At 57.4% G+C, this 17,333-nt stretch carries 12 protein-coding genes; 7 read left to right on the forward strand and 5 right to left on the reverse strand.

Going from position 1 to position 17,333, the window contains the following annotated elements:
• Positions 1-456 precede the first annotated feature (456 nt).
• From putP to J2X66_RS18075, 6 genes are all read left to right on the forward strand, one after another.
• The gene (gene putP, locus J2X66_RS18050) at positions 457-1,941 is read left to right on the forward strand and encodes a sodium/proline symporter PutP (protein WP_310266718.1); all 1,485 of its coding nucleotides are present in this window, start codon (positions 457-459) and stop codon (positions 1,939-1,941) included.
• Between the two features lie 276 nt (positions 1,942-2,217).
• Entirely contained in the window at positions 2,218-4,236 is a 2,019-nt protein-coding gene (locus J2X66_RS18055) for a type VI secretion system tip protein VgrG (protein WP_310266720.1), read from the forward strand.
• Positions 4,226-4,963: a DUF4123 domain-containing protein gene (locus J2X66_RS18060; protein ID WP_310267179.1), complete on the forward strand. Its 738-nt coding sequence runs from the start codon at positions 4,226-4,228 to the stop codon at positions 4,961-4,963. The genes J2X66_RS18055 and J2X66_RS18060 overlap by 11 nt, the downstream gene beginning before the upstream one ends.
• Complete coding sequence (locus J2X66_RS18065; protein ID WP_310266722.1) at positions 4,963-9,777, forward strand: RHS repeat-associated core domain-containing protein; 4,815 nt, start codon at positions 4,963-4,965, stop codon at positions 9,775-9,777. The genes J2X66_RS18060 and J2X66_RS18065 overlap by 1 nt, the downstream gene beginning before the upstream one ends.
• A complete protein-coding gene (locus tag J2X66_RS18070) occupies positions 9,777-10,193 on the forward strand; it encodes a hypothetical protein (protein ID WP_310266724.1) in 417 nt (138 codons plus the stop codon). The genes J2X66_RS18065 and J2X66_RS18070 overlap by 1 nt, the downstream gene beginning before the upstream one ends.
• A 444-nt stretch (positions 10,194-10,637) precedes the next feature.
• Entirely contained in the window at positions 10,638-10,955 is a 318-nt protein-coding gene (locus J2X66_RS18075) for a hypothetical protein (RefSeq protein ID WP_310266726.1), read from the forward strand.
• A 67-nt stretch (positions 10,956-11,022) separates the two neighbouring features.
• Here J2X66_RS18075 and J2X66_RS18080 read toward each other — a convergent pair whose 3' ends face one another.
• From J2X66_RS18080 to J2X66_RS18090, 3 genes are read right to left on the reverse strand one after another with little or no spacing between them, the layout of a single operon-like run.
• The gene (locus J2X66_RS18080; RefSeq protein ID WP_310266728.1) at positions 11,023-11,439 is read right to left on the reverse strand and encodes a T6SS amidase immunity protein Tai4 family protein; all 417 of its coding nucleotides are present in this window, start codon (positions 11,437-11,439) and stop codon (positions 11,023-11,025) included.
• Positions 11,436-12,008, reverse strand: a complete 573-nt coding sequence (locus J2X66_RS18085) for a type VI secretion system amidase effector protein Tae4 (RefSeq protein ID WP_310266730.1) — start codon at positions 12,006-12,008, stop codon at positions 11,436-11,438. The genes J2X66_RS18080 and J2X66_RS18085 overlap by 4 nt, the downstream gene beginning before the upstream one ends.
• The gene (locus tag J2X66_RS18090; protein WP_010464316.1) at positions 12,008-12,592 is read right to left on the reverse strand and encodes a PAAR domain-containing protein; all 585 of its coding nucleotides are present in this window, start codon (positions 12,590-12,592) and stop codon (positions 12,008-12,010) included. The genes J2X66_RS18085 and J2X66_RS18090 overlap by 1 nt, the downstream gene beginning before the upstream one ends.
• 251 nt (positions 12,593-12,843) lie before the next feature.
• Between J2X66_RS18090 and J2X66_RS18095 the strand changes: the two genes are divergently transcribed.
• Positions 12,844-13,683: a 23S rRNA (adenine(2030)-N(6))-methyltransferase RlmJ gene (locus tag J2X66_RS18095; RefSeq protein WP_027922048.1), complete on the forward strand. Its 840-nt coding sequence runs from the start codon at positions 12,844-12,846 to the stop codon at positions 13,681-13,683.
• A gap of 134 nt (positions 13,684-13,817) precedes the next feature.
• On the opposite strand, the gene msrA is transcribed toward J2X66_RS18095, so the two are convergent.
• Together msrA and J2X66_RS18105 are read right to left on the reverse strand one after the other, a co-directional pair.
• Complete coding sequence (gene msrA, locus J2X66_RS18100) at positions 13,818-14,465, reverse strand: peptide-methionine (S)-S-oxide reductase MsrA (RefSeq protein ID WP_310266734.1); 648 nt, start codon at positions 14,463-14,465, stop codon at positions 13,818-13,820.
• Positions 14,466-14,557: 92 nt separating this feature from the next.
• Positions 14,558-17,251, reverse strand: coding sequence for an EAL domain-containing protein (locus J2X66_RS18105; protein ID WP_310266736.1), 2,694 nt, complete (start codon positions 17,249-17,251; stop codon positions 14,558-14,560).
• Positions 17,252-17,333: the final 82 nt, after the last annotated feature.

The following is a 17,333-nucleotide window of genomic DNA, read 5'->3' on the forward strand; positions in this document are numbered from 1 at the left end:
TCCTCATGTTTGCCACGACCGCGTGGCATCAGCTGGCCGCAAGATTAGCTGGGCAACCTGTGAGGTGCAACCGGGTGCAACCCTTTTTTTGTCGGAATAATAAGCAGCTCGTCAGGAAATAAATTCCGGTACGAACGTACCGCTTCTGCTTGGTGCTTTTACTTCTAGAAACATCGCGTGACTGCGCTAAAAGGGAGCAAAAAGCGCTCGGTTTGACGGAAAACAGTTTGGGTGCAACTAATTCTCACGAAATGGGTTGCACCTTATTTGGATTGTTGAATAGGATTCGCGCCCCAAGGTGCAACCGGATGAAAAATCGGTGCGCCGGCTGATGGCTTTCCTGGGGAAACATCAGTCTTAAATGCGCGGGCTTTGAAATCGTCTGAACAAACGTTGTTGTTTGTCGGCGGTTTCACACGTTGGCGCTACATAAAAACAAAGCCAGGGCATCACAGAATGAGCGTAAGTAATCCAACCCTGATCACGTTCGTGATCTACATCGCAGCAATGGTGCTGATCGGCTTGATGGCCTATCGCTCCACCAACAACCTTTCTGACTACATTCTGGGCGGTCGCAGCCTGGGCAGCGTCGTCACGGCCTTGTCCGCCGGCGCCTCCGACATGAGTGGCTGGTTGTTGATGGGCCTGCCGGGCGCCATCTACATGTCTGGCCTGTCCGAAAGCTGGATCGCCATTGGTCTGATCATCGGTGCTTACCTGAACTGGCTGTTCGTCGCTGGCCGTCTGCGCGTGCAGACCGAGCACAACGGCGATGCCCTGACCCTGCCGGATTACTTCGCCAGCCGTTTCGAAGACAAAAGCGGCCTGCTGCGGATCATTTCTGCGGTAGTGATCCTGGTGTTCTTCACCATTTACTGCGCTTCCGGCATCGTCGCCGGCGCCCGTCTGTTTGAAAGCACCTTCGGCATGTCCTACGAGACCGCGCTGTGGGCCGGTGCTGCGGCGACGATTGCCTACACCTTCGTCGGTGGTTTCCTGGCAGTGAGCTGGACAGATACCGTGCAAGCCACGCTGATGATCTTCGCGCTGTTGCTGACGCCAATCATCGTGCTGCTCGCCACCGGCGGCATCGACACCACGTTCCTGGCCATCGAAGCACAGGACCCAAGCAACTTCGACATGCTGAAAAACACCACCTTCATCGGAATCATCTCGCTGATGGGCTGGGGGCTGGGCTACTTCGGCCAGCCGCATATCCTCGCGCGTTTCATGGCGGCGGATTCGGTCAAGTCGATCGCCAACGCCCGTCGCATTTCCATGACCTGGATGATCCTGTGCCTGGGCGGCACCGTCGCTGTAGGTTTCTTCGGTATCGCTTACTTCTCGGCTAACCCTGCCGTAGCGATGCCGGTCACCGAGAACCACGAGCGTGTGTTCATTGAACTGGCAAAAATCCTCTTCAACCCATGGGTTGCCGGTGTGTTGCTGTCGGCCATCCTGGCTGCCGTGATGAGCACCCTGAGCTGCCAATTGCTGGTGTGCTCCAGTGCCCTGACCGAAGACTTCTACAAAACCTTCCTGCGTAAATCCGCTTCCCAGGTTGAACTGGTCTGGGTCGGTCGCGCCATGGTGCTGCTGGTTTCCCTGATCGCTATCGCGCTGGCGGCTAACCCGAACAACCGGGTACTGGGTCTGGTCAGCTACGCCTGGGCAGGTTTCGGTGCTGCGTTCGGTCCGGTTGTGCTGATCTCCGTGATCTGGAAAGACATGACCCGCAACGGCGCACTGGCCGGCATCCTGGTCGGCGCGATCACCGTGATCGTGTGGAAACACTTCGAACTGCTGGGCCTGTACGAAATCATTCCTGGTTTCATCTTCGCCAGCCTGGCGATCTACATCGTCAGCAAGCTGGGTTCGCCGACTCACGGCATGCTCCAGCGTTTTGCTGCGGCCGAGGCAGATTTCCGTCTGAACAAATGATGGGGATGAGCTGATGCTCTGACCTTTCACCGAACATGAAAACGGCCCGCTTTCTTTTGGAAGCGGGTCGTTTTTTTTGGGGGCCTACAAAAATCTCGAATCCCTATTTATCCCCTGTAGGAGTGGGTTTGAGGGAGATGTCTGTAGCAAAACACACTCATTTCTGAGGGAAAAATCTCTAAAAAAGTAGGACGAATCTGATTTTTCTGTCCCTCCCTCAACGGCCCTTGTTGCTCATGCAGAATCGCCCGCCTTCATTCTGCAGAGACACATCGGATGTTCGCTCCTGCCAATCAACCGCGTTTTACGTTGACCATCGACGGCGTCCAGAATGAGCTCAAGGTACTTGAGTTCACGGGCACGGAAGCCATTAGCCAACCCTACCGTTTTGACCTCGAGCTGGTCAGCGAACGACCGGACATCGAGCTTGAAAGCCTGCTGCATCGTCAGGCGTTTCTAAGTTTTGATGCACAAGGTTCCGGCATTCACGGTCAGATTTTTCGGGTCGGGCAAAGCGATTCCGGGAAGCGTCTGACGGGCTATCAGGTCAGCCTCGTACCACAACTGGCCTACCTGGGTCAGCGCATCAACCAGCGAATCTTCCAGCACAAAAGTGTGCCAACGATCATCGCGCAGGTTTTCAAGGACCACGGTATCCAGCGCGATGCGTTCGAGTTTCGTCTCGGCAGCGACTACTCGCCTCGCGAATACTGTGTGCAATACGCCGAAAGCGATCTCGCGTTCATTCAGCGCCTGTGTGCCGAGATCGGCATTCACTACCACTTCCAGCACGGTCCCGACGGTCATCTGCTGGTGTTCGGCGATGACCAGACGGTGTTCCCTCGTCTGCCCGAGCCGACGCTGTACTTGCCGGGCAGCGGCATGGCGGCGCAGGCACCGGCCATTAAGCGCTTCAACGTACGTTTGGAAACCCGCACCACCGCAGTCGCCCGTCGCGATTACGACTTTCAAAAACCACGCCTGCAACTCGAAACCCGTCTCGACAGCGAACAGCGTCCGGTGCTGGAGGATTACCACTTCCCGGGTCAATTCATTGATCGCGAACATGGCAAGCAACTGACCCAACGCACACTCGAGCGCCACAACGCAGACTTCCGTCAGGCTGAAGGTAAAGGCGACGATTCGGCGCTGGTGTGCGGACATTTCCTGCGCCTCGCCGAGCATCCGCACCAGGCATGGAATGACTTGTGGCTGATCACCGCAATCGAACACCGTGGCCGACAGCCGCAGGTGCTGGAAGAGTCAGCCACCAGCGACGACTCGGATGATTTCCAGGGCTATCGCAATACGTTTCTGGCAACGCCGTGGGACGTTTCCTTTCGTCCGCCACTGGGGCCGGACAAACCGCGCATGCTCGGCTATCAACCTGCCGTGGTCACCGGTCCGGTCGACAGCGAAATCCATTGCGACGAGTTCGGCCGGGTCAAGGTTCAACTCGCCTGGGACCGCGACGGACAACTCAATGAGCATTCCAGTTGCTGGCTGCGGGTGGCCACTGGCTGGGCCCACGACCGTTACGGCAGTGTGCTGATTCCACGAGTCGGCATGGAAGTGCTGGTCGGATTCATCGACGCCGATGCCGACAAACCGCTGGTGATGGGTTGCCTGCCGAATGCGGCAACACCGGTGCCGCTTGATCTGCCCGCCGACAAGACCCGCAGCATTTTTCGCAGCCAGAGCAGTCCCGGTGGCGGCGGTTACAACGAATTGCGCATCGAGGATCGCAAGGGCGCCGAGGAAATCTACTTGCGCGCCCAGCGAAACTGGACTCAGCACGTGTTGAACGATCAGCAGGTGCAGGTCGATAACGCCCGCAGCATTGTCGTCACCGGCATGGCTCGTCATGAGTTGAAGGCTGACGAGCGGCGCATTACTCATGGCCAACGCCAGACCGAAGTGAAGCTCGATGATCACTTGGTGGTGGACGGCGACCGGCACATTCGTGTGACCAGTCAGGCGCTGAATGCCAGTCAGCAATTCCATGTCAGCGCCGGCCAGCAAGTGGTCATCGATGGTGGCGCCAGCGCGACGATTCAGGCCGGCGGGCAGTGGATCAACATCGGCCCCGGCGGGATTTTCAGCAGTGTGCCGATTCAGGTGGGCGGCGCATTGATGCCGGCCATGGCGGCGACACCTGCCTCGCCAGACACACCATTGAAACTCGCCGCCGCCCCGGCCGCATTGCTGAGTGCCGCGCAGATCCTCAGCCTGAAAAGCGATGCGCCGTTCTGTGAGGAATGCGAGCGCTGCAAGGACGGTGTCTGTGCAGCCTGATTGCCTGTCGCCTTATGAATGGCTGGAACAGCATCCGCTGAAACCGTCGGAACAAGTATTCGCGATTTTCAGTAATGCCAGCGCAGCTGAGCCGTTCAAAGCGTGGCAACGCTCGATTTCCGCTCAGGCACCGAGCCCGGTCTGGGCTGACACCGCTTATGCCGAGTGGGAACCCGTCATGCCCTATGTCGGAATCGTCGCTGCGGGCGGTGAGTTTCTGGAGTGGGTTGCCAGCACCGAGTCTCGGGATTGGGGTTGGCTGGCGGTTTCTTCTGCCTCTCAAGACGTGCTGGTTGAGCACCTGCGCAGCCTCACTCAAGTTCTTTTTCCTAATGGAAACGCGGTGTTTTTTCGGTTCTGGGATGGGCGCTATTTGCTGCCGATTCTTCAGTCTGCCGAGGTTGAGGCCGCGCAGTTAATGCCTGTGATCGACCGTTGTTTGATCAATGGGCAGTCGCTCGATATCGGCGGTAGTGCGCTTAAAACTTCCAGGATTTTTCCGTGGTGGGAAGTTTCTGCATCGCTGCTCAAACACCTCGCCAACGAGTCCTCGACGACCCGCATCAACAACTTGTTGATGTGGTTGAGCGAGGACCGACCTGATCTTTTTGAGGCATTTTCGCCGAGCGTATTGCGACACAAAGTCGCGCTCTTCTTGCAGACGCCGGACCTGCCTCAGGCACCGAAATCAGCCTTGGTGGATTACCTGATAACGGAGCTGGACTGATGGATCAGATCGTACGGATCGAGCAGGAGTTCGACGGGTTTAAAGACACGCTGGTTTTGTATCGCCAGCAACTTGGCGAATTCTTGAGCTGGAATGCGGACAAGGTCAGCCGGGCGATGGACATGCCTTCGCTGTTGGACATGGAGCGGCAGATAAAACTTGGCGATACGACTACAGCAGTGAGTAGTCGCGACGATGATTTTTTCTCGGGTTTGGCGCGGTGTCCTGCGAGCGGAATTCTGGAGATCGAGAGCAAGTTTGAATCGGTTTATGACATTCCGTTGGGGAATATTTCGGTTGATGTGATTGCGAGCGATGGCGGAGAGAGCAAGTCGGTCAAGCTCGATGAGTACGGTAAAGGGCAGTTCGTAGGGATACCGGGCAAGTTCTACCGGGTTCATGTTCAGAGTGAAGTTACGCCAGCTCAAATTGAGGATCTGTTCTCCTCTTACGATGGCCTGACCAAAGAACTGGAAAGTTGGCTGCGCAAAGAGTGGGAAGGCTTCAAACCACAATGGTCGCATTCGACTTTTGCCGCCGCAGGTAACGGACTGCTGGCGGGAAGTTGGGCGGCGGTCATGGGAGTTTGGGACGGTCTAAATCTCGTCTTTGACATCCTTCAAAATCCTGGCGCTCACCTTGAACGACTAGGCAGCAGTGCGCAGCAACTTATCGAGCTAGCGAAGAAATCCCCCGCCGCGATGGAAAAAGCCTTGTTGCTTGCTAGTGATGAGGCGGCGCTTTGCCTGCTGTTTCGTGCCGCGAGTCTTTGGTTTTCGGCGTTACCGCCAAGTGAAGTTGTGGGTACCACAGCAGGGGCGGTCAGCAATGCCATTGTCTCGGTGCTGATCGATGTTTTGATTGCTTCGGCGCTGGTTTTTACGGGTGTCGGCATGCCCGTAGCCGTGGCCTATTTGAAGCTTCGTGGAATCAAGTACGGGATGGTGTTGGCCAATCTCGCGATACGTTTCGTCGAGGCCACTTTCAATATCCTCAACACCTTCATGAAGTACGTCGACCAATACAAATCGGTCGCCGCGCGCGGTGTGGCTGCGGGTCTCAAAAAGGGTCGCATGCAACTGCGTTGGGATGCCAAGCGCAACACCACCCTCAAGCAAACCGAACACCACGACAACGCCCCGGATCAAGCGAAAAACCCCAACGGCGACCCCGCCGATTCCGCCGACAAAACCGCCACCAACAAATGCCCGGTGTCGATGGTCACCGGCGAAGAACTGCTGACCCTCACCGACGGTACGCTCGACGGACTCCTGCCGTTCGACTTCACCCGGCTCTACCGCACCAGCGCCGCCGACATCGATTGCGGCCTCGGTTTCGGCTGGAGTCATTCGTTGTCCCATCGATTGGAAATCGACGGCGACAGCGTCGTCTGGATCGATCACGAAAACCGTCGCATCACCTTCCCGCTGCCGAACAGCGTGCGCCCGGAAATACACAACAGCCTCTCGCGCGCCGCGATTTTTCTGGGTGATCAGCCTGAAGAACTGATCCTCGCCCAAGCCGGCGATGAAGCGCGTTTCTATCACTTTCAGAATGGTTTTCTGACAGCGATCAGCGACGGATACGACAACCGTCTACGCATCACCCGTGACCGCCAGGACCGCCAGGACCGCATCAAACGCCTCGACAACGGCGCCGGCCGCGCCTTGCTGTTGCGCTATGAACGCGGCCATCTGATCGCAGTCGACTACCAGATTTTTGTCCCGGCCCAGACGCTCGATAAACCCTGGAAGACCGAGCAGACGCTGGTCAGTTATCGCTACGACGAGCGCGATCAACTCATCGAAGCCAGCAACGCCGCCGGCGAAAGCGAACGCTACGACTACGACGACCAGCACGTGATTCTGCAGCGGCAACTGGCCGGTGGGGCGAGTTTCTTCTGGGAGTGGGAACGGTCCGGCAAGGCGGCGCGATGTATCCGTCACTGGGCGTCGTTTTCACAGATGGACGCGCGGTATGTCTGGGATGACGACGGCAGCGTCACGGTCCACAACATCGATGGTAGCGAAGAGGTTTATGTCCACGATGATCGTGCACGGCTGGTGCGCCAGGTCGACCTGGGCGGCGGTGAACAGCTCAAGGCCTACGACGACCAGGGCCGGTTGATTGCCGAGCAGGATCCGCTCGGCGCGGTGACCGAGTACCGCTACGACGAAGTCGGACGGCTGGTGGCGCTTATTCCGCCAGAAGACGAGCCAACGTCCTACGAGTACCGCAACGGTTTCCTGCACGCACGCTATCGCGGTAAAGCGGTGTGGAAGTATCAGCGCAATGCCCAGGGCGATGTCACCGAATCGACCGATCCTGACGGGCAGGTCACCCATTACCACTACGACGACAACGGTCAGCTGCTGTCGATCCGCTACCCGGATACCAGTCGTCATGTGTTTGTCTGGAATGGCTTGGGCCAGTTGGTGGAGGAAACGCTGCCGGACGGCGGTCAGCGGCGCTTTTCCTACGATGCGCTGGGCCGGCAGCTTACCCGTCAGGACGAACATGGCGCGGTCACCCAGTCGCAATGGGATGCTGTTGGCCGACTGATCCAGACGAGTCTTCCTACCGGCGCGAGTCGTGCCTTCAGCTACAACGCCTACGGCAAGATCACTGCCGAACGTGATGAGCTGGGCCGCATCACGCGCTACGAATACCTCGACGACCTGCACCTGGTCAGCCGCCGCATCCATGCCGACGGCACCGAGCTGAAGTATCGCTACGACAATGCGCAGTTGTTGCTCACAGAAATCGAAAACGAATCCGGCGAAAAATACCGGCTGGACTACACACCTGGCGGATTGATCCGACAGGAAACCGGATTTGATGGGCAGCGCACGGCATACGTTTACGACCTCAACGGCCATCTGCTGGAGAAAACCGAATTCGGTGATGACGGCTCGCAGCTGATCACCGGGTACGAGCGGGATGCGGAAGGGCGGCTATTAGTCAAAACCCTGCCCGACGGCATCAAGGTCCAATACCGCTATGACAGCCTCGGCCGATTGGTCAGCGTCGACGACGGCCACGACCACCCGCTGGAATTCGAGTACGACCAACAGGATCGCCTGATCACCGAGCATCAAGGCTGGGGCACTTTGCGTTATGCCTATGACGCCTGCGGCCAGCTCAACCATCTGCGTCTGCCGGACGGCAGCAAACTCGACTACCACCACGCCAAGGGCGGCGCACTGACCGCCATCGACCTCAATGGCGCGCGGCTCACCAGCCACCAGTTCGTGTTCGGCCGCGAACAGCAACGTCAGCAAGGCCTACTGCTCAGCGACTATGCCTACGACGAACAGGGTCGTCTGAAGGCTCACGCTGTCAGTCAGCAACACCGGGCGCTGTATCGCCGCGACTATGCCTACAGCGCCAACGGCAATCTCGACAGCATCGCCGACACCCGTCACGGCCAACGCAACTACCAATACGACCCGCTCAACCGCCTGACCCGCGTCCGCCACTTGCGCGAGCAGCCGCCGGAAAGCTTCGCTCACGACCCGGCAGGCAACCTGCTGATGCAGGACCGCCCCGGTATCGCGAAGGTTGTTGGTAACCACCTGCTCATGCAAGGCGACCGCCATTACGACTACGACGCCTTCGGCAACCTGATCCGCGAACGCCGCGGCGCCGGACAAAAACTCGTCACCGACTACCGCTACGACTGCCAGCACCGGCTCATCGGCGTCACGACACCGGACGGCCGCACCACCAGTTACCGCTACGACGCCTTCGGCCGCCGCATCAGCAAAACCGTCGACGGCAAAACCACCGAGTTTTTCTGGCAAGGCGATAACCTCGTCGCCGAAAGCAGCCACGAACACTACCGCAGCTACGTCTACGAACCCGGCAGCTTCCGCCCACTGGCCATGCTCGACGGCAAAGGCCCGCGCAAAGCCTGCCCGTTCTACTACCAACTCGACCACCTCGGCACGCCGCAAGAACTCACCGACTACAGCGGCGATATCGTCTGGTCAGCGAAGTACAACGCCTACGGCAGAGTCACTCACCAGACGTTCGGCGGCGGCGAGCAACTTGAACAACCGTTACGGTTTCAGGGCCAATACTTCGACGCCGAGAGCGGCCTGCACTACAACAGGCATCGGTACTATGATCCAGAGATCGGCCGCTACCTGACGCCGGACCCCATCAAGTTGGCGGGTGGGCTGAACCCGTATCAATACACGCCGAATCCGACGGGGTGGGTTGATCCGTTGGGGTTGAGTGGGAACTGCCCGCCGCCGAATAAGCCAGGGTGTGGGGCGCCGGATGATACGACTGGCGTTAGGGTTGATGAGGGTGAGCCGGCGCTACCGAAGCTGACGGGTGATCAGCGGAGGGCGCGGATTGATGAGTTGGCTGAGGCGAATGCGAAGCGCCGTGTTGAAGAAATGGAAGCAAAATACGATATGCACACAGTCAAAAAACACAGCTCAGAAATATCTGACCAAGCGCTCAAACAACGAGCAGTTAATGGGGCCGATCCTCATACCGGTGAGGTTCCGAAAGGCGCTAAAGGGAACTCGAGCTCTCAATTCAGAAACTGGCGTATGCATTTGGGGGCGTTGAATAAAGCTATGACAAGGGAATCGTTAGGTTTGAGTCCGCATACTGGGAAGGACCACAATCAGTATCCGATTGTAAGGATGGAACTACCTGGGGCCGGGCGTGGTTATAAGCCAAACAAGAAAGACGTTAGTAACCCAAGACTAAATGAAGATCTGAATTGGTTTGAAGTTAAGTTCGATAAGGATAATGTGCTGCGGCCTTTTACTGCTTATCCTTCGGGGAGAAAATGATGTTGCGAGATCCATTTTTAAATGAAGAGTTTCAACCAGATTTGATGTGGTTTATTGGCGTTTTTGATGTTTATGATCGCGAGGAAACTCGGGGTGCGGAACTGGAAGTATTTAATCCTAATGACCGCTTTGACAGAACGGAGCTGATCAAAAGATACAGCTTGAATCTAGGTTATTTGTCCTATAGACATAAGCTCGTGCTGATTGATTTTTTAGCGGAAAAGCTAAGCGATGCGTCTTATGATTTTCAGAGTTTGTTTGATATAGATGAAGAAGATGCGGGTAGTTGGCCGCGTGGTGAGTGGTATGCATTGGAGGATCCCCGTGGATTTCTTCAAGATGTCTATACGTTGGCTCAGGAGGCATGGAAGGAAGATCTTCTTTTGGCGAGTCTTGAAGATCGGGACAGTTGGTGATGGATAAGGTGGTGCCTGTCAGTCTGGACTCCCCACGCGTCGGCATTCTCAATACCGATCGCCAGCACTACGGAATGTTTAAGTCTTGTTTAAAGACCTCGTAATTATTACGAAATTTCCGGGCAGGCTCATCGGAAGTTTCCTTCAAGTTGTGGCGGCTTCCATGAACTGGTGGGCAATGAGTTGCAGGGATAGTCTTTGGCTGTCACCGCGTAAGTGGTGGCAGGGTGTAGGAGCCCTCTCTCATGATGCAACAGCTCTGTCGTTTGATTGCGGCACTTAACTCGTGTCCATATGATCCTTCGCGGCGGCTGTGTGCGGGACACGCTTCGGCGTGACCGAGGTTCATGAGTGCTCGGTACTCCTACTCCCGCGCATGGCTGCCACCCAAACCTGTAGGAGGGTGCGTTTGGCAGCTCATTTTCATACTCATGGAATTTACAAATGACAACGCTAACGCCAGATCCACCCTACGAAAAACCAATCCCCCACCCCAAAAGCCGCTTCATGGCCCTCACCAGCAACTGCACTGACATGCCCACGCTGTTCGTCGATACCCACGCGCCGCTCGATGTTTTATACGACGCTGCCAACTACCGAATTCGCGCCGTCACGCAGGTGCTGGAGAACATGTCGATGCGCGGTTCGGTTGAGTGTGAGTCGTTCATTCTTAGTGATTTTGCGTTGCTGTGCGCCATTCCGTTGCGGGATGGGTGTGATGTGCTGGATGTGATTGGGCGGCGGTTGCGGGCTCTGCCGTAGCATCTGAATGAAGAGTGATCCTTCCTGTTTGATTGCAGGAAGGATCGTCCTTACTCATTTTGATGATCTACTTTGGCAGGTATTGATCCTGAGACTGAATGAATGCATCGAACTCCCTAGAGTTGTAAACTTCTAGGCAACCATAAAAAACCATTTTTTTATCAGAATGCTTGCTTAGGGACGAGGTCTTTGCATAGGCATTACGCATGTACTTCTCGGTTTCTGCGTAAGGGTCGTGTGTGACCTCGAGGGTGTCCTCGTTTTGAATGATTAGATGCTGACCTTTGCCCATCGACGAGTAGGCGCCAATCGCAAGTCCAATGTCAGATTTAATGTCTGACTCGTCCTTGAACTGGCTGGAAATACAGTTGGCCAGTCCATAATCTTTAAGCGTTTCTCGCGCCTTATCGATATTGATTTCAGTAGATAAGGCTTGCCCTGAAACGAGTAGCAGTGACAGCACAATTAGCCGCGAGTTTGTCATCCCTTCAACTCCCAGAAGTTTATTTTTTCCAGCTTTACCCTCGGATTGTCATAGGTATGGCTGTCTTGCCTGTGGTAGTCACTGTCGTCACCGGTCACGCTCCCGTTCCAAAGGGTTGCGTGGCCAGATGCGTCGCTCCATCCGGTGATTTCCATGACGATGACGCCTTTTTTTCCATTTATAAAATTTGAATTGGTTTGCGTCAGCGTATGGTCGGGCTCGCCCCAGTTATGTCTTAGAAAAGCGAGGAAATCTACCACCTTCATTATGTAGGGAAGCTGGTCCGCTCCACTCAGTCGATAGATGGGCTGGTTTTGTATGATCGTGCCTTTGGGGATTTTATATCCGCCGTAATTAAAAGCTCTGCTTATCCTCAGTGCGCAGGCATTCGCATAAGCATCAGGTTTTTCCGCTCTTGCCGCTTCGACTCCGCCTCCGACAAGTCCGTAAACCTCGACTGAGCCTTTATTACCTACTTCTGCATATGCGTTCCATAGCGTGCTGAAACGAGGCCTTTTAACTGAGATGCTGGAAGACACTCCGCCGGCGTTGATAACCACTTGAGCCATTATGCTTCCCCTTCCATGTCAATGATTTCGCTTGCGAATGCATTTGGGATGATGGCTACGCCCTTGACCCCGACTATCCCTGTCAGCGCTTTTTCGGTGGGGCCGCTAATGTTGACGGTAACCGTCTCGCCGGGCAAATAACCCGAGGTTGTCACATGAATATTCAAGTCGGTGTAAAACCGGGAAACTGACTTAACAGGAATCTGCTCATCGCCATAGGACAAAGAAATATCGGTGATGGACTTGGGACGATTGAGCACGGCAGTGATGCCTGAAAAATCTGCTTTGTTGTGCTCTGCTCCACCATATACAGATGACTGAGCGGACATCACCTTGTTGGATTGTGGAGGGCAGCCGCAGGCAACGTAGTCACCTTCCAGGGCAACCAATCCGGCCGGTAACGTGATGGTTCTGGGCCCGACCGCGATGATGGGGCCTTTTCCTTTGCTGCAGGCTGGGCAACTTGCCAAGTGTCCAATGGAAGAGGTACTTACAGCGCTATCGATGTTAATACCGACATTCCCTTCCAGTACGGAGCCGCCTGTTGAAGTAGGCGCACCGATACCAATCATTTTCCGTCCCATGTAAATCTCCATTTTTACGGGCGTCAGGTCGGTCCGATCTTCGCACTCATGTGTAAGCTCCACGATGGCAGGTCTTTGGCAAAGTGTGACTTGATGTTGCCCGCCACATGAGCAAGATCAGAACATCGCAACCTTTGGGGCTTCGACGCGCAGGGATGATTGCGATTGCAGGACCAAACGCCCGCTCGGCTGCGAAGCCCTGACGTTCGGCGCCGTACAAGGTAAACTTCCCGGCCTTCGCAGGAGCAATCATGAATTATCGTCACGCCTTCCATGCCGGCAATCACGCCGATGTGTTCAAACACCTGACCTTGACCCGCCTCATCGCCTTGATGTCGCGCAAGGAGCAGCCGTTTGCCTATCTCGATACTCACGCCGGCATTGGTCTGTATGACCTGCAGGGTGATCAGGCGAGCCGTACCGGTGAGTACCTGGAAGGTATTGCACGTCTGTGGGATCAGCCGGATCTGCCGGCGCTGACCGCCGATTACATGAACGTGCTGCACGACATGAACCCGGATGGCCAGTTGCGCTATTACCCGGGGTCGCCGGAGCTGGCGCGGCGTCTGACGCGGCCGCAGGATCGGGTGATGCTCAACGAGAAGCACCCTGAAGACGGTTTGCTGCTCAAGGACAACATGGCCGGTGATCGTCGGGTGAAGGTGCATCTGGGCGAAGGCTGGCATGTGCCGCGCGCGATGTTGCCGGTGCAGGAGAAGCGGGCGGTGATGTTGATTGATCCGCCGTTTGAACAGCTCGATGAGATGCAGCGCTGTGCGGCGTCGCTGAAAGAGGCGGTGGGCCGGATGCGCCAGACCGTGGCGGCGATCTGGTACCCGGTGAAGGATCAGCGCCTGTTGCGCCGCTTTTATCAGGACCTGGCGGGCTCGGGCGCGCCGAAGTTGTTGCGTGTGGAATTGTTGGTGCATCCGCTGGATACGCCGAACAGTCTGAACGGGTCCGGGTTGGCGATTGCGAATCCGCCGTGGGGCCTGGAAGAGGAATTGCGTGAGTTGCTGCCGTGGTTGTCCAAGAAGTTGGGGCAAACCCAGGGTGGATGGCAGATGGATTGGTTGATTGCTGAGAGTTGATCGCCGATTGATCGTTCCCACGCTCTGCGTGGGAATGCAGCCTGGGACGCTCTGCGTCATGCCCTTCAAGAGCGGACGCGGAGCGTCCATTGAGGCATTCCCACGCAGAGCGTGGGAACGATCAGGTCAACAGATCAGATCGGGCAGGTCACGCCTGTGCCGCCAATCCCGCAATAGCCTTCCGGGTTCTTGGCCAGGTACTGCTGGTGATACGCCTCGGCGAAGTAGACTGTCGGGGCTTGGTCGATTTCAGTGGTGATTTCGCCTTTACCAGCCTTGGTCAGTTCGGCCTGGAACACTGCTTTGCTGTGTTCGGCGGCGGCCAATTGAGCCGGGCTGGTGGCGTAGATCACCGAGCGGTACTGGGTGCCGATGTCGTTGCCTTGGCGCATGCCCTGAGTCGGGTTGTGCAGTTCCCAGAACATTTTCAGCAGTTCGTCGTAGCTGACTTTTTCCGGCTCGTAGACCACGAGCACCACTTCGCTGTGGCCGGTCAGGCCTGAGCAGACTTCTTCATAGGTCGGGTTCGGCGTGAAACCGCCGGCGTAACCCACGACGGTGCTGACCACGCCTTCACGCTGCCAGAAGCGACGTTCTGCGCCCCAGAAGCAACCCAGGCCGAAGATGGCAAAGTCGACGTTGGTGACGAACGGGCCGAGGAGCGGGGAGTCGTGGACGAAGTGTTTTTCCGGCAGGTTCATCGGGGTTTCACGGCCGGGTAGAGCTTGTTCTTTGGTAGGGAGCACGTTTTTGTTCACCAGGATTTCCGAGCGCAAGACCATGATCAGTCCTCTCAGTCAGGTTGGGATGTTGGAATCAGACCGCCAGTGTGCCCAAACCCTTCCCGTTACGCACTACCCCTGTAGGAGTGGGGTCAGACGAGAGGGCCGCGCGGGTAGCGCTTGAGCTTTTCGATCAGCTCGGCGCCGGGGATCGGCCGGTCGAACAAGTAGCCCTGACCGACGTCGCAGCGGTGGCGGCGCAGGAACGCAAGCTGCTCGGCGGTCTCGATGCCTTCCGCCACGACCTTGAGTTTCAGGTTGTGGGCCATGGCGATCACCGCGGAGGTGATTTCCATGTCGTCCTGGTTGTCCGGGATTTCGTGGATGAAGCTGCGATCGATCTTGATGATGTCGATCGGGAATTTTTTCAGGTAGCTGAGCGACGAGTAACCGGTGCCGAAGTCGTCCATGGCCAGGGTCAGGCCCAGGCGCTTGAGCTGGTCGAGCTGCAAGTGGGTGTCTTCGGTGGCTTCCAGCAGCAGGCCTTCGGTCAGTTCCAGCTCCAGCAGGTTCGCCGGCAGCGCTTCTTCCTTGAGGATGTTGGCAATCGATGACACCAGGTCCGGGTCGGAAAACTGCTTGGGCGACAGGTTGATCGCCACTTGAAGATTGCCCAGGCCGGCGGCGCTCAGTTCTTTACTCATGCGGCAGGCCTGACGCGCGATCCATTTGCCGATCGGGATGATCAGGCCGGTTTCTTCAGCGACGCTGATGAACTGGTCCGGGCGAATCATGCCTTTGTCCGGGTGGTTCCAGCGCAGCAGCGCTTCCATGCCCAGCAGGCGGCCGCTGCGCAGGCAGAGCTTGGGTTGGTAGAACACGTCCAGCTCGTTCTGGGTCAGGGCGCGGCGCAGGTTGTTCTCGACGAACAGTTTGTAACTGGCCTCGGCATTCAGCGCTTCAGTGAACACCTGGACCTGATGCTTGCCGTTGGCCTTGGCCTTGTGCAACGCCAGGCCGGCGTTGCGCATCAGGGTTTGCGGGTCGCGACCGTGCAGCGGCGCGCATGCCAGGCCCACGGAGCCGGTGACGCTGATCAACTGGTTGTCGACGAACATCGGCTTGTCGAGGGTCATCAACAACTGATGGGCGACTTGTTGGCCGGTGTGCAGGTCGGTGTTGTCCAGCAGCACGGCGAATTCGTTACTGGCGAAACGCGCCAGGCTGCCGCTCGGGCTCAGGCTGTTGCGCAGGCGTCGGGCCAGGCTGATCAGCAGTTTGTCGCCGGTCTGGTGACCGAGGCTGTCGTTGATCCGCTTGAAGTTGTCGATGTCCACCAGCAGCAGGCAGATCGGCGTATCGGTGTCACGGGCGAAGCGTTCGTCGAGGTTGCGGATGAACGCCGGGCGGTTGCCGAGGTTGGTCAGGTTGTCGGTGTAGGCCAGGCGCTCGATGCGCTGCTGGGCGAGTTTGGTCTGGGTGATGTCTTCGTAGATGCCGATGTAATGCGTCAGCTCACGGTTGTCGCCGTAGACCTTGGAGATCGACAGCTGCCCCCAGTACGGTTCGAGGTTTTTGCGTCGGCTCTTGAACTCGCCCTGCCAGCTGTTGCTCTTGGCCAGCGCCGAGGGCGCGTCGAACAGCAATTCGCTGAGGTTCTCCAGCGCCGGCAGTTCCGACAGCCGCTGGCCGTGGACTTCTTCGGTGCTGTACTGGGTGATCGCGGTGAAGCTCGGGTTGACGTATTCCACCACGCCGTCGCAATTGACCAGCAAAAAGGCGTTGGCGCTTTGCTCGACCGCACGCTGGAACAGGTGCAGGGCGCTGGTGGCGGTGCGACGGTTGTGATTGTTAATGACCTGGGCGAATTGATCCGCCAGCTCACCGGCGAACGCAATTTCGTCCGACTGCCAGGCGCGGGTCGCCCCCGTTTGTTCCAGGCACAGCACGCCGACCACTTGGCCGTCGACGCGGATACTGGCGTCGAGCATCGCGTTCACATCGCGCGGGCGCAGGCTCTCGGCCATGTCCCGGGTGCGCGGGTCACGCATGGCGTTGTGAGCATCGATGGCGCGGCTGCTGTGCAAGGCTTCGAGGTAATCGGGGAACCCACTGACGTCGATCGGTTCCGGCAGCAGGTATTCACTGCTGGCACGGTGATAGGCCGATATCGGCACCAGCATCGAGCCTTCGAGGTTCCACAGGCTGGCACAGTCGATTTCGTAGATGTCGCAGGCGCTGCGTGTGATCAGCTCGGCGGCTTCCTGCAGGGAATTGTTGGTGCTGTAGCGCTGGCGAGTCAGCAACAGGATCAGGTCCTGCTGGGCGCGCACCCGGTCCAGATGCTGCAATTGTTCCTGCTGGGCGCGCTGGTTGAGCTCGAGGGCGATTTGCAGCCGCGAGTTCTGGGTTTCCAGATCCTGCGAGGGCTGAAGCTGAAAGCCCTCGAACAGGTCATCGACCACCAGCAGATAGCCGCGCAACAGGTGCCGATTGTGCTGTTTATAGGCTTCGCCCACTTCCAGCAGATTCAAGGCGCCTGAGGCAGTGTGCAAGGTGTAGCGGATCTGGTAGTTCGGACTGTCGGTGAGTTGCTGCTGGACCGCGTCATGCAGCTGATAGCGCGCTTCGGGCTCCATCAGGCTGGCGTAGGGGGAGTCGACCAGCGCACACAGGTCGACGGCCGGCAGGCCGAAATGGCGTTCGCAATTAGGATCGAGAAACAGCAGCGCCCAGCTAGGTTCATTCAGCCGTTCGAAACGCAGCATGCCGAGCCGCGAGGGCACAGGCAACTGCGTCACTACCTCGGCCACCATACGGCTGGCGGCATCGGGTTGGCTTTTCATTGAGGGAAACTCGCTTCGAATGTGCTGATCGCGCCGGGCTCTCGCCCTCTTAACTGTTGTCTGAAGCAAGGTTGCATCATTG

Origin of the sequence: Pseudomonas sp. 3296 (assembly GCF_031456615.1) — a bacterium.
Taxonomy (GTDB): Bacteria; Pseudomonadota; Gammaproteobacteria; order Pseudomonadales; family Pseudomonadaceae; genus Aquipseudomonas; species Aquipseudomonas mucoides.

Coding starts and splice junctions, on each gene's coding strand:
- putP (WP_310266718.1), top strand. CDS start 457: ATGAGCGTAAGTAATCCAACCCTGATCACGTTCGTGATCTACATCGCA.
- J2X66_RS18055 (WP_310266720.1), top strand. CDS start 2,218: ATGTTCGCTCCTGCCAATCAACCGCGTTTTACGTTGACCATCGACGGC.
- J2X66_RS18065 (WP_310266722.1), top strand. CDS start 4,963: ATGGATCAGATCGTACGGATCGAGCAGGAGTTCGACGGGTTTAAAGAC.
- J2X66_RS18070 (WP_310266724.1), top strand. CDS start 9,777: ATGTTGCGAGATCCATTTTTAAATGAAGAGTTTCAACCAGATTTGATG.
- J2X66_RS18075 (WP_310266726.1), top strand. CDS start 10,638: ATGACAACGCTAACGCCAGATCCACCCTACGAAAAACCAATCCCCCAC.
- J2X66_RS18080 (WP_310266728.1), bottom strand. CDS start 11,439: ATGACAAACTCGCGGCTAATTGTGCTGTCACTGCTACTCGTTTCAGGG.
- J2X66_RS18085 (WP_310266730.1), bottom strand. CDS start 12,008: ATGGCTCAAGTGGTTATCAACGCCGGCGGAGTGTCTTCCAGCATCTCA.
- J2X66_RS18090 (WP_010464316.1), bottom strand. CDS start 12,592: ATGGGACGGAAAATGATTGGTATCGGTGCGCCTACTTCAACAGGCGGC.
- J2X66_RS18095 (WP_027922048.1), top strand. CDS start 12,844: ATGAATTATCGTCACGCCTTCCATGCCGGCAATCACGCCGATGTGTTC.
- msrA (WP_310266734.1), bottom strand. CDS start 14,465: ATGGTCTTGCGCTCGGAAATCCTGGTGAACAAAAACGTGCTCCCTACC.
- J2X66_RS18105 (WP_310266736.1), bottom strand. CDS start 17,251: ATGAAAAGCCAACCCGATGCCGCCAGCCGTATGGTGGCCGAGGTAGTG.